This is a genomic window from Burkholderia sp. BCC0322 (assembly GCF_902833045.1).
In the GTDB taxonomy this organism is placed as follows: domain Bacteria; phylum Pseudomonadota; class Gammaproteobacteria; order Burkholderiales; family Burkholderiaceae; genus Burkholderia.
In genome coordinates, this window is sequence record NZ_CADFDU010000010.1 from 182,741 (window position 1) to 194,936 (window position 12,196).

Genomic DNA, 12,196 nt, shown 5'->3' on the forward strand with positions numbered 1-12,196 from the left:
ATCCATGACGGGCGTAGAACGTCACCAACGTTGCGGCGCAACACACCCGCTGCGTGCCGCGCACGTCGTGCGTCCTGCGCAATCCGCGTGCCGCCTTCACCCCGTCACCAGGAGTGCTACCCGATGGCCACCGTCCTGTGCGTGCTCTACCCCGACCCCGTGGACGGCTATCCGCCGCGCTACGTGCGCGACGCCATTCCGGTCATCACGCGCTACGCGGACGGACAAACGGCGCCGACGCCGGCCGGCCCGCCCGGCTTCCGGCCCGGCGAACTTGTCGGCTCGGTGTCCGGCTCGCTCGGGTTGCGCGGCTATCTGGAGGCCCACGGCCACACGCTGATCGTCACGAGCGACAAGGACGGCCCCGACTCCGAATTCGAGCGCCGGCTACCCGAAGCCGACGTGGTGATCTCGCAGCCGTTCTGGCCCGCGTACCTGACGGCCGAACGGATCGCCCGCGCGCCGAAGCTGAAGCTCGCGCTGACGGCCGGCATCGGCTCCGATCACGTCGATCTCGATGCCGCCGCGCGCGCCCGCATCACCGTCGCCGAAGTCACCGGCTCGAACAGCATCAGCGTGGCCGAGCACGTGGTGATGACGACGCTCGCGCTGGTGCGCAACTTCTTGCCGTCGCATGCGGTCGCGCAGCAAGGCGGCTGGGACATCGCCGATTGCGTGTCGCGCAGCTACGACGTCGAGGGCATGCATTTCGGCACGGTCGGCGCGGGGCGCATCGGGCTTGCCGTGCTGCGCCGGCTGAAGCCGTTCGGCCTGCACCTGCACTACACGCAGCGCCACCGGCTCGACGCATCGGTCGAGCAGGCACTCGGGCTCACGTATCACGCCGATGCCGCGGCGCTCGCGAGCGCCGTCGACATCGTCAACCTGCAGATCCCGCTGTACCCGTCGACCGAGCACCTGTTCGACGCGGCGATGATCGCGCGCATGAAGCGCGGCGCGTACCTGATCAACACCGCGCGCGCGAAGCTGGTCGACCGCGACGCGGTCGTGAATGCCCTCACGTCCGGGCATCTCGCGGGCTACGGCGGCGATGTGTGGTTTCCTCAGCCGGCGCCGGCCGATCACCCGTGGCGCACGATGCCGTTCAACGGGATGACGCCGCACATCTCCGGCACGTCGCTGTCCGCGCAGGCACGCTACGCGGCCGGCACGCTGGAAATCCTGCAATGCTGGTTCGACGGCAAGCCGATTCGCCATGAATACCTGATCGTCGACGGCGGCACGCTCGCGGGAACGGGCGCGCAGTCGTACCGGCTGACGTGATGCAGCGCGCGACTCGCGGCTCGCGGCGGACCGTTCAGTCGAGGCAGTGGGCGGCGAGCTTGCCGACCATGATCACCGCCTGCTCGATCTCCGGCGACCACGGGCTGCTGTAGTTCAGCCGGATGAAATTCCGGTAGCTGTCCGTGATCGAGAACATGTAGCCGGGCCCGATCGTGATCCCCTGCTCCAGCGCGAGCTGGTACAGCCGCATCGCATCGACCTGCGCGGGCAGTTCGACCCACAGCACGTACCCGCCGGCCGGGCTCGAGATGCGCGTGCCTTCCGGGAAGAACCGCGACACCATCGTACGCATCAGGTTCGCCTGCTGTGCATACGCCTTGCGAATCCGCCTCAGGTGATGCTCGTAGCCGTCGCGTTCGAGAAACTCCGCGATCGCGAGCTGCGGCAGCGACGGCGTCGCGAGCGTGTTCAGGAATTTCAACTTCTCGACCTGCTCGCGATACCGCCCGGGCAGCGCCCAGCCGATCCGGTACGCGGCCGTCAGGCTCTTCGAGAACGACGCGCAATGCAGCACGATGTCGTGGCGGTCGAACGACTTCAGCGTGCTCGGATGCATGTTGCCGAAGTACAGTTCGTTGTACACGCCATTCTCGATGATCGGCAGGTCGGCCTTCGCGGCGAACTCGACCAGCTCGCGCTTGCGCTCGTCCGGCATCTGGAAGCCGAGCGGGTTCTGGAAGTTCGGCATCACCATGCAGGCGGCGATCGGCTGCGACTTCGCAATCGCGGCCAGCGCCGCGATGTCGATCCCGTACTCCGGATGCGTCGCCACCTCGATCGCCTTCATCCCCATCCGCTCGATCGCGTGCAGCATCGCGTAGAACGTCGGCGATTCCACCGCGATCGTGTCGCCCGGCTTCGCGACGGCCTGCAGGCACAGGTTGATCGCCTCCGTCGCGCCGACCGTCACGATGATCTCGTTCGGGTCCACCGACATCCCGTTTTCCAGGTAGCGTCGCGCGATCTGCCGGATCAGCCGCGGATGCCCCGGCGGCAACCCGTCCGTCACGCCCCACAGCGACTTGTCGCGGCCGGCCGCATACGCGTAGCGGTTCAGCTTCTCGAACGGGAACAGGCTCGGGTCCGGATACGGCGAGCCGAGTGGCACCGCGTCGTCAGCGCCGATCGAGCGCAGCGTCGACAGCACCAGCCGGCTCACGTCGACCGACGACGAGATCGCGATCGGCTTCGACGGCCGCAGCTCGCGCACCGGCGCATGGCCGTCGTCACGCCGCAGGTTCACGAAATAGCCCGACTGCGGCCGGCTTTCGAGCAACCCGCGGCTTTCCAGCAGCAGATACGCATGCAGCACGGTCGTGATGCTGATCCGGTGCTGCTGGCTCGCCTGCCGCACCGACGGCACACGATCGCCGTGTCGATATACCCGTTGCCGGATGAGTCTCTCTATGTCGTTTGCAAATTTCTCGTAGAGCTTCATCCGCCTCGCCCCGCCAGCGGTGAACCGGCCTGCGATGCACGGGCGCCATGGCCGCGCCGGTGCACGAAGCCGGATAGCCGGGCCCGGGCGCGGGCGTCCCGGTGCGAACCTCGTCCGTTATCGAAATTGAAGGCGGATAGCAATGCGAATCTCATCAAGACAAGGTTCGGCATCCTACTGCGTCATTTCGACGAATGTAAGTGACAGTTTGGCGAGGAAACGCGAAATCCGGCCGGCGTGGTGAACAGATTCGAACGCGACGGCGCGGCCCCGCGCGATCGCGCGGCAACCGTTCGCCGGGCGCGGTGCCGGCGCGCGTCATCGTGGCTTGCCGATGACCGTCGGGCAGCGATCACGCGAGGCCCGGTCATGCGCGGGCCCCACATTCACTCAAGCGTCGTCGACGTTATCCGCGTAGTGATCGATCGCGACCTTGCACGCGTCGAACACCACCGTCAGCGATGCGGCGTCGTTCGACTCGACCCACTGGCGGATCTGCAGGAATTGCCCGGTGCCGAGATCGGCGATGCGGGCAGGATCGTCGGTCGTCACATCGACGATCGCGATCGCGCGGTTGCGGTTGCCGGGCAGCGGCGACAGCGTCGCCGCGATGTCGAAGCGCCGGTACGATTGATCGATGCGCATGCGGTTCTCCCTTTGCGGTTCGACAACGACACGCTCAATCGAGCGTCTGGCGGAATACCTTGCCGCCGAATCCCGTCACGACGTTGTCGACCGAGAACGGCGTGTCCTCCTTCGCTTCCAGGATGATCGCGACGCTGCCGGGCATGAGCCGTGCCGCAATCGTCTCGACGAACGTGCCGTCGAGCAGCGCATTGCCGGCCGCTTGCGCGAGCACGCCGGCTCCCGCGCCGGCCGCCATGCCGGTGACCACGCCGAGCGGCCCGGCGAGCAGGCCGAGCAAACCGCCTGCGATCGCGCCGATCACGCCGCCCTTGAACGGCCGCGATTCGGCGTGCAGTACCGCGAGCTTGCCGGTCGCGTCCTTCTCGACGACGACGCCGTTCTCGATGTGGAATCCTTCGTTCTTCTCCGACAGCGCCTCGAAATCGTTCGTGGCCTGACGGGCCGTCTCGACGCTGCCGAACACGGCGACGATCAGTTGCTGGGTCATTCGACACCTCGCTCGCTGGGATGGTCAGTGGCAGCCGCCGCACCGCGTGCGGCACGCCGGGGTTCGATTCAGATGCCGGTGGCCGCCGCGCGTGCCCGCGCCGCAGCGGCATAGGCATGCGCAGCCGCCCGCTGCAGCCTGGCGACGGAAGGCGCGCGTGCGAGCACCGGATCGGCATCGCGCGTGTCGCGCGCCAGCCGGTAAGCGTGCGACGCCGCGTGCTGCAGTTCGATCGCCTGTTTCGTTGCATCGAGATACGTGGTCATCCGGCATCCTCTGTCTTGCAGGAACAGCGAACATGCTTGCGGCCCGCCGCCCGCGCTTCACCTGCGCACATGTGCATCGTCCTCGACATCGTCGACGTCGGCCGGAAAGCGGTGCTGGCCGAAACTCGGGATCAGCACGCCCACCGCGAGCAGCACGATCCCGAACGTCGTCATCAACATCCGCTCGGGGCTGTCGGTTGCACCGCGCAGGATCAGGTCGCGCGCGAGCGACGTCATCGCGATGAACAACGGAAACCGCACCGGCAACCGGCCGAGCCGCAGGTAGCGCACGTCCATCGCGAGCACTTCCAGATACAGGAACATCAGCAGCAGGTCGGTCAGCGACACCTCGCCCGCGAGCACGACCTTCCACGCCTCCTGCGTCATCGCGAACGCGGTCGCGAGCCCGATCACGATCAGCCCGGCCAGTTCGGCCGCGTGAAGGAAATGGCCGAAGCGGCGGCGAATACGCTCGGCCGGCGAGCTGGAAAGCGTGGTCGTATTCAAGGTGACAGTCGCGGTGATGAGGCTGGAACGGCGCCGGGCGGCGGGAGCGTCGCGTCGCGCGCGGCGGCATGCACGGTATCGTGCGCGTCGGGCATTGCCGGTGCGTGCGGGCCGGCCGCGCCGATCGCCTGCTCGACCGCGGACAGCGTCCGGCGGCAGCACACGTGGAACGCATCGCCCGCATCGGTGCAGGCGACGTCGTCGTGGTCGCGGCACAGCAGCAGGCGGCAGCCGAGATACCGCTCGAGGCCGTCGATCCGTTCGCTCACCTGCGCTTCGCCGAGCTGCAGTTCGGACGCCGCACCGGACAGGCCGCCATGCTCGACCACCGCGACATACACACGCATCGCTTCCAGCAGGTTCATGATGACGCTCCTCGTCGGCGGGCGCAGCGGAACCTAATCTACTGCACGCGGCACGCGCGCTCAAGAGCACAGCGCCGCATGCGCCAGGAGTACAGCTGCGCGGCCGCCGCCCAAATTCCGGCCCTGTTTGACGCATTCGCATGACAGTTTGGCGCTACGTGTTCCAAAGACCGGCCGAAGCTGCTAGATTGCTTGCTCGACGACGTTACGCGGTGCGGGCAGGTCACGCGCCGTGCGGCCGGCCGCCACCGCTGCGGCCCGTTGCGCGATGCCCGCGCAACGTCCTTCATCCGCGTGACACAAAGAGAACCGTCGCATGACACAGTTCAACCGTTCGCCTTCGCGCGCCACGGCACTTCCGTCCCGACATGACTGACCGGCAAGCCACGATGCAGACACCTCCCCCGCTCTCCCAGGCCGTTCACAGCCCGATCACGCGCAGCGCGATCTTCCTCGTGGCGACGATCAATCCCGGCGCCGATCACGCCGACACGATCCGTTCATGGTGCGGCGACATCGCCGCGCTCGTGCGCTCGGTCGGCAAACGCGTGCCGGGCGGCAACCTCACTTGCGTGTGCGGCTTCGGCGCCGACGCATGGGATGCGCTGTTCGGCAACCCGCGCCCCGCCGCGCTGCATCCGTTCCGCGAATTCGGTGCGGGGCAGCGCGTCGCGGTCGCGACGCCGGGCGACATCCTGTTGCACATTCGCGCGGAAGCGATGGATCTGTGCTTCGAACTCGCGACGCAACTGCTCGGCGCGCTCGGCGATGCCGTCACGGTCGTCGACGAGGTGCACGGCTTCCGCAATTTCGACCAGCGCGCGATGATCGGTTTCGTCGACGGCACCGAGAACCCGGAAGGCCGCGAAGCGGTCGATTTCACGGTGATCGGCGACGAAGACGCGGAATTCACGGGCGGCAGCTACGTGATCGTGCAGAAGTACCTGCACGACATGGCCGGCTGGAATGCGCTCGCGGTCGAGACGCAGGAGCGCATCATCGGCCGCACCAAATTGTCCGACATCGAGCTTGCGCCGGACGTGAAGCCGTCGTGCTCGCACAGCTCGCTGACCACGCTCGACGAGAACGGCCAGGAAGTGAAGATCCTGCGCGACAACATGCCGTTCGGGCGCCCGGGCGCGGGCGAATTCGGCACCTATTTCATCGGCTACGCGCGCACGCCGGCGCCGATCGAGCAGATGCTCGAGAACATGTTCGTCGGCCGCCCGCCCGGCAACTACGACCGCCTGCTCGACTACAGCCGCGCCGTCACCGGCTCGCTGTTCTTCGTGCCGTCCGCCGACCTGCTCGAGGCGCTCGCCGATCGCGCGGCGCCGGCCGCGGATGCCGCGGCGCCGGAGCCCGCTTCGTCCGCGCCGCATCGCGACGGCTCGCTGAAAATCGGCTCGCTGAAAGGCGTGCCGTCCTAAGGCAACGCGCCAACGGCAGTCCGGCGCGCAACCCGCGCCGGACGTGCCCGAAATGGCCGCGGTTCAGTCCGCCGGGGCGCTCGCGCGAAGCGCGCGCGGCGCACGGGCCGCCGCGCCGACCTGCCACTGTGCCCGGCGTTCCATCCGCGCGAATCAGCCGACCAGGATATAGAGCCAGTTCTTCGGCAGCGCCCCGCCGGGGCCGTTGCTGCATGCCAGCAGCCGCTCCCCGGATTGCGGGTGCATGATGCCGGTACGGAATGTCTCGATGGCCTTGCGCTCCAGACGGTCGAACGCGTTCCCGACCAGGTTGTGCGCTTCCAGATAGATCGGGCACATCAGTTTGAAATCGGGCTTGGTGGCGCGATGTTTCGCCAGCCGGGTGTGCAGGTCACTGGTAATGCCGATATAGAACTTGCTGTACTCCGGCTTTGCGGCAAACGCGTTCAACACCTGCTTCAAATGCCCGATGACCGCCTCGTGACTGATGACGCCCGTCTTCAGCAAGTATTTGTCTTCGGGCGAGACGAGTTGTAGTGCCATGAACGACCTCCACGTGTTGTGAAGCTTCAATAGGCTGCGTCTATGATTCATCCGGGCGTGGCCCCGCCAGCTGCATGCCGCCCAGCCCCGGTTTCCGGCAACCCTGCCGGATGAATGTTCGCAAGAATGCACGACGCGCGATGCGGCGTCGAGAGCAAGTGGTTCGGCGCGTGATCGCGCGCGGCCCGAGCGGCGCGAGCGACGTCCGGAACCCGCGTATCGCAATCCGGTCGCGGCCTGCCGCACGCGACTTGCATCACAGTTGCGCCACCGCACGGTGTCGTTTCGATTTGTGCTGCAGCGGTGTCGAGCGAGCCTGCTAATATGCATTTTCACCCGCGATCGGCAGGCCTGGCATCAGGCGCAGTCCGTCAGCCGATCGGCCCACCATGAAGTGTTTTCGCTGACGTGAGGCAACCAGAACCCATGAACAACCTGCACCGCGAACTCGCCCCGATCTCGTCTTCCGCCTGGGAACAAATCGAGGAGGAAGTGGCACGCACCTTCAAACGATCGGTGGCCGGCCGCCGCGTCGTCGACGTCGACGGCCCCGAAGGCCCCGAGCTGTCGGCCGTCGGCACCGGGCATCTCGTCGAGATCGCCGCGCCGCGCGAGCTGGTGAATGCGCGGCTGCGCGAAGTCCGCACGATCGTCGAACTGACGGTGCCGTTCGAGCTGAGCCGCGATGCGATCGACAGCGTCGAGCGCGGCGCGCGCGACGCCGACTGGCAACCGGCGAAGGAAGCCGCGCAGCGGCTCGCATTCGCCGAGGACAACGCGATTTTCGACGGCTACCAGGCGGCCGGCATCGTCGGCATCCGCGAAGGCACGTCGAACCGCAAGCTCACGCTGCCGGCGGACGTCGGCGCCTACCCCGACGCGATCAGCGACGCGCTCGAGGCGCTGCGGCTTGCCGGCGTCGACGGCCCGTACTCGGTCGTGCTCGGCTCGGATGCATACACGGCGCTCAGCGAAGCGCGCGACCAGGGCTATCCGGTCCTCGGCCATATCAAGCGGATCGTCAGCGGCGAGATCATCTGGGCGCCGGCGATCAGCGGCGGCTGCGTGCTGTCCACGCGCGGCGGCGATTACGAGCTGCACCTCGGGGAAGACGTATCGATCGGCTACACGAGTCATACCGACAAGGTCGTCCGCCTGTACCTGCGCGAAACCTTCACGTTCCTGATGCTGACGAGCGAAGCATCGGTGGCCGTGGCGCCGCAGGGCAACACGGCGGCCTGACCGCGGTTGCCTGCGCGCGATGCCCGCCGGGCGTCGCGCGCGAGCGGCCGCACCGCCGGCCGCATGTTCGTCGCCGATCAAACCCATCTTGCATGGAGTGTGTGATGAGCGAGTCGAATGAGGCATTGCAGGCGCTGCAGGCGTCGGTCGACCACCTGAAGCAGGCGGTCGATGCGAACGCGAGCAGCCAGGCCGGCGACACCGCCGTGCTGTTCACCGTCTTGTCGCTGGTCCTGGCGGAGTTGCCGCCCGACACGCGCAACCTGATCGAGGATTCGTTCTCCGTCTGGGCCAATGGCCTGCCGGATGCGGCACTGTCGACGGACGTCAAGCGGATCGCCCGGCAGCGGCTGGCGATGACACTTCCGGACTGACCACGGCACGCCACGGTTGCGCCGTGTCCGGCCCGGACCGTGCAACCTGCCCTCGCCTCCGGCCGCCACACACGCATCGTCTGCGGTGCGTGCGGGGTCGCGCCTGGCCGGTCGCGGCACACCTGCGCTGCGGCGCTTGCGCCGCGCATGCCCTCCCGCATCGCCGCCTCCCCACCGGCAACCGGCGCCCTGCGCGCCGATGTCGCACCGCGATCCGATCGCGCCCAGCCCGCTCCCGCGTCCTGCCATCACACGCCACGCCCGCCGCGCATGCCCGTGCCGCCGCGCGCCCGCCCGTCTGTACTCCTTGCCGCCCGGGCACGAACGCATGCGAGGGTGCAATTCGCGGCCGGGCCGCGGCGGAACTGTGTCTTGGATGGCCTGCGCCGATTCGCTATTTTGAACGCAGTCGAAGCGATGCCGTGGGCTCCACCCGGCACGCACGCTTGCCGCCCTGACCGCGGCCGTGCACGACGCCGGCGCGCGCTGCGTGACCGCACCGGCGCCGCCCGCGCGCCGCCGTGCCGCGCGTCGTGCGTTCGCGGTCGGAATGCGCCCAAGCGCCGCACCGCATCGGGACGTCACCCTTCGACCCACTTTCACCGACAGGAGCCAGACCACCATGCCCGCACTTTGCGATATCTGTCACGCCCGGCCGGCCGTCGCGCGCGCAACCGTGATGCAGGACGGCGAGCGCAAGACGATCTCGATCTGCGATTACCACTTCCGCCAGCTGATGCGGCATCAGAGCATGCTGAACCCGTTCGATTCGCTGCTGGGCGGTGGCGGCTCGTCGTCGCTGTTCGGCGGGCTCGACGACGAAGCGCCGCTCGCCGCCGAGGTGCCGCGCGAATCGGTCGATCCGACCGACGCATTCAGCGAGCAGACGCTGGAGCTGCTGCAGCGCGCGGCCGAGAAGGCGCATGAGCTGCGCCGCAACGAGCTCGATTCCGAACACCTGCTTTACGCGCTCGCGGACACCGACGTGTGCGCCGCACTGCTGAAGGAACTGAAGCTGTCGCCGCAGGACATCAAGTCGTATATCGACGAGCATGCGCACACCGGCACGGCCGCCCCCGATGCGCCGCTCGACAAGCTGTCGATCTCGCCGCGCGTGAAGAAAGCCGTGCAATACGCGTTCCAGGCGTCGCGCGATCTCGGCCACTCGTATATCGGCCCCGAGCACCTGCTGATCGGGCTCGCATCGGTGCCGGACAGCATCGCCGGCACGCTGCTGAAGAAATACGGCGTGACGCCCGAGGCGCTGCGCCAGAAAGTCGTGAAGGTGGTCGGCAAAGGCGCGGAAGACGGCCGCGTCGATGCGCCGACCGGCACGCCGAACCTCGACAAGTTCGGCCGCGACCTCACCGCGATCGCACGCCAGGGCAAGCTCGACCCGGTGCTCGGCCGCGCGCAGGAAATCGAGAGCACGATCGAGGTGCTCGCGCGCCGCAAGAAGAACAACCCGGTGCTGATCGGCGAGCCGGGCGTCGGCAAGACGGCGATCGTCGAAGGGCTCGCGCAGCGGATCGTCAACGGCGACGTGCCCGAGGTGCTGCGCGACAAGCGGCTCGTCGAGGTCAACATCAACTCGATGGTGGCCGGCGCGAAGTATCGCGGCGAATTCGAGGAGCGCGCGAAGCAGCTGATCGACGAAGTCACTGCGAAGCAGGACGAACTGATCCTGTTCATCGACGAGCTGCACACGATCGTCGGCGCGGGTCAGGGCGGCGGCGAAGGCGGCCTCGATATCGCGAACGTGCTGAAGCCCGCGCTCGCGCGCGGCGAGCTGAGCCTGATCGGCGCGACGACGCTCAACGAATACCAGAAGTACATCGAGAAGGACGCCGCGCTCGAACGGCGCTTCCAGCCGGTGTTCGTGCCGGAGCCGAGCGTCGAGCAGACGATCGTGATCCTGCGCGGGCTGCGCGACAGCCTCGAGGCGCACCACCAGGTGACGTTCGCCGACGACGCATTCGTCGCGGCCGCGGAATTCGCCGATCGCTACATCACGTCGCGCTTCCTCCCAGACAAGGCGATCGACCTGATCGACCAGGCCGCCGCGCGCGTGCGGATCGGCGCCACGTCGCGCCCGGCCGACATCCAGGAAGGCGAAGCGCAGATCGCGCAGCTCAAGCGCGAGCAGGACTACGCAACGTCGCGCAAGCGCTTCGACGAAGCGAAGCAGTTCGAGGAGCAGATCAACGCGAAGCAGAAGACGGTCGATGAAAAGATGGAGGCGTGGCAGCGCAAGACCGGCTCCGAGACGCTGGAGGTGACGGTCGAATCGGTGGCCGAGGTCGTGTCGCGGCTGACCGGCATTCCCGTGTCCGAACTCACGCAGGAAGAACGCCAGAAGCTGCTGAAGATGGAGGAGCAGCTGCGCGAGCGCGTGGTCGGTCAGAACGATGCGGTGGTCGCCGTCAGCGATGCGGTGCGGCTGTCGCGCGCGGGGCTCGGCCAGACGCACCGGCCGATCGCGACGTTCCTGTTCCTCGGGCCGACGGGCGTCGGCAAGACCGAGCTCGCGAAGGCGCTCGCCGAGACCGTGTTCGGCGACGAGCAGGCGATCATCCGCATCGACATGTCCGAGTACATGGAGCGGCACGCGGTCGCGCGGCTGATCGGCGCGCCGCCCGGCTACGTCGGCTACGACGAAGGCGGCCAGCTCACCGAACGCGTGCGGCGCCGCCCGTACAGCGTGATCCTGCTCGACGAGATCGAGAAGGCGCATCCGGACGTCTACAACGTGCTGCTGCAGGTATTCGACGACGGCCGCCTGACCGACGGCAAGGGCCGCGTGGTCGACTTCAGCAACACGATCATCATCGCGACGAGCAACCTCGGCGCGGCGATCATCATGGACAACCTCACGCAACCGGAAGCCGCGCGCAAGACCGACAAGGCGATCCGAGAGGAACTGATGCAGGTGCTGAAGGGCCATTTCCGCCCCGAGTTCCTGAACCGGATCGACGAGGTGATCGTCTTCCATGCGCTGTCGAAGGAGAACATCCGCGCGATCGTGCAGATCCAGCTCGACCGTGTGGTGCGCACGGCCGCCGCGCAGGACATCACGCTCGTGATGGGCGATGCGCTCGTCGAGCACCTGACCGAAGCCGGCTACCAGCCGGAGTTCGGCGCACGCGAGCTGAAGCGCCAGATCCGTCAGACCATCGAGACCAAGCTCGCGAAGGAGATCCTCGCCGACCGGCTGAAGTCCGGCGACCGCGTCGAAGTCGACTACGACAAGGACAGCGACGAAGTGAAATTCAACAAGCTCGCCGCACCGGAAGCGAAGGACACGAAGGACGCGAAGCAGGACGCCGGCGGCAACGCGAAACCGAACGGCAAGGCGGCCAAGGCAGGCGACGATGCGAAGACGGGCGACACGCCTGCCGACGCGCCGCCGCCCGCACCCGCCGCGAAACCGTCCGGCAAGAAGCCGTCCGGCGCGAAGAAGGCGGCGCACTGAAATCCCGCGAGCCCCGCACGCCCGGAGCACGCATGACCGGCTCCGTCCACCGGACGGAGCCGCCCCACGCCGCGACACGGCGCAAACCGAGCCGCCCGCATCGGGACCGGCTGATGGAG

The 12,196-nt window shown here is 67.7% G+C and carries 12 protein-coding genes; 5 read left to right on the forward strand and 7 right to left on the reverse strand.

All coding sequences use genetic code 11. The features are described from left to right. Nucleotides 1-123: 123 nt before the first annotated feature. On the forward strand, nucleotides 124-1,284 hold the full coding sequence (locus HWX39_RS25475) for an NAD-dependent formate dehydrogenase (RefSeq protein ID WP_175970562.1): 1,161 nt from the start codon (nucleotides 124-126) through the stop codon (nucleotides 1,282-1,284). A 34-nt stretch (nucleotides 1,285-1,318) separates the two neighbouring features. Here HWX39_RS25475 and HWX39_RS25480 read toward each other — a convergent pair whose 3' ends face one another. From HWX39_RS25480 to HWX39_RS25505, 6 genes are all read right to left on the reverse strand, one after another. Then, nucleotides 1,319-2,743: a PLP-dependent aminotransferase family protein gene (locus HWX39_RS25480; RefSeq protein WP_175970563.1), complete on the reverse strand. Its 1,425-nt coding sequence runs from the start codon at nucleotides 2,741-2,743 to the stop codon at nucleotides 1,319-1,321. Nucleotides 2,744-3,133: 390 nt separating this feature from the next. Continuing rightward, nucleotides 3,134-3,388, reverse strand: coding sequence for a hypothetical protein (locus HWX39_RS25485; protein WP_175952107.1), 255 nt, complete (start codon nucleotides 3,386-3,388; stop codon nucleotides 3,134-3,136). Nucleotides 3,389-3,422: 34 nt separating this feature from the next. Then, nucleotides 3,423-3,878 (reverse strand): DUF1269 domain-containing protein, encoded by a 456-nt coding sequence (locus tag HWX39_RS25490; RefSeq protein WP_175970564.1) that lies wholly within the window; start codon nucleotides 3,876-3,878, stop codon nucleotides 3,423-3,425. Between the two features lie 68 nt (nucleotides 3,879-3,946). Further along, the gene (locus HWX39_RS25495) at nucleotides 3,947-4,144 is read right to left on the reverse strand and encodes a hypothetical protein (protein WP_175970565.1); all 198 of its coding nucleotides are present in this window, start codon (nucleotides 4,142-4,144) and stop codon (nucleotides 3,947-3,949) included. A 57-nt stretch (nucleotides 4,145-4,201) separates the two neighbouring features. Next, on the reverse strand, nucleotides 4,202-4,651 hold the full coding sequence (locus tag HWX39_RS25500; protein ID WP_175970566.1) for a phosphate-starvation-inducible PsiE family protein: 450 nt from the start codon (nucleotides 4,649-4,651) through the stop codon (nucleotides 4,202-4,204). Next, nucleotides 4,648-5,016, reverse strand: a complete 369-nt coding sequence (locus HWX39_RS25505) for a LysR family transcriptional regulator (RefSeq protein ID WP_175970567.1) — start codon at nucleotides 5,014-5,016, stop codon at nucleotides 4,648-4,650. Before HWX39_RS25505 ends, HWX39_RS25500 begins: the two co-directional genes overlap by 4 nt. 368 nt (nucleotides 5,017-5,384) lie before the next feature. Between HWX39_RS25505 and HWX39_RS25510 the strand changes: the two genes are divergently transcribed. Next, on the forward strand, nucleotides 5,385-6,446 hold the full coding sequence (locus HWX39_RS25510) for a Dyp-type peroxidase (RefSeq protein WP_175970568.1): 1,062 nt from the start codon (nucleotides 5,385-5,387) through the stop codon (nucleotides 6,444-6,446). Nucleotides 6,447-6,599: 153 nt separating this feature from the next. On the opposite strand, the gene HWX39_RS25515 is transcribed toward HWX39_RS25510, so the two are convergent. Next, a complete protein-coding gene (locus tag HWX39_RS25515; protein ID WP_175970569.1) occupies nucleotides 6,600-6,989 on the reverse strand; it encodes a GIY-YIG nuclease family protein in 390 nt (129 codons plus the stop codon). Between the two features lie 426 nt (nucleotides 6,990-7,415). On the opposite strand from HWX39_RS25515, the gene HWX39_RS25520 reads away from it, so the two are divergent. The 3 genes from HWX39_RS25520 to HWX39_RS25530 all read left to right on the forward strand — a co-directional run bounded on the left by HWX39_RS25520 (nucleotide 7,416) and on the right by HWX39_RS25530 (nucleotide 12,077). Further along, a complete protein-coding gene (locus HWX39_RS25520; RefSeq protein WP_175970570.1) occupies nucleotides 7,416-8,231 on the forward strand; it encodes a family 1 encapsulin nanocompartment shell protein in 816 nt (271 codons plus the stop codon). A 104-nt stretch (nucleotides 8,232-8,335) separates the two neighbouring features. After that, a complete protein-coding gene (locus tag HWX39_RS25525; protein ID WP_175970571.1) occupies nucleotides 8,336-8,605 on the forward strand; it encodes a hypothetical protein in 270 nt (89 codons plus the stop codon). 622 nt (nucleotides 8,606-9,227) lie between these two features. After that, the gene (locus HWX39_RS25530; RefSeq protein ID WP_175970572.1) at nucleotides 9,228-12,077 is read left to right on the forward strand and encodes an AAA family ATPase; all 2,850 of its coding nucleotides are present in this window, start codon (nucleotides 9,228-9,230) and stop codon (nucleotides 12,075-12,077) included. Nucleotides 12,078-12,196: the final 119 nt, after the last annotated feature.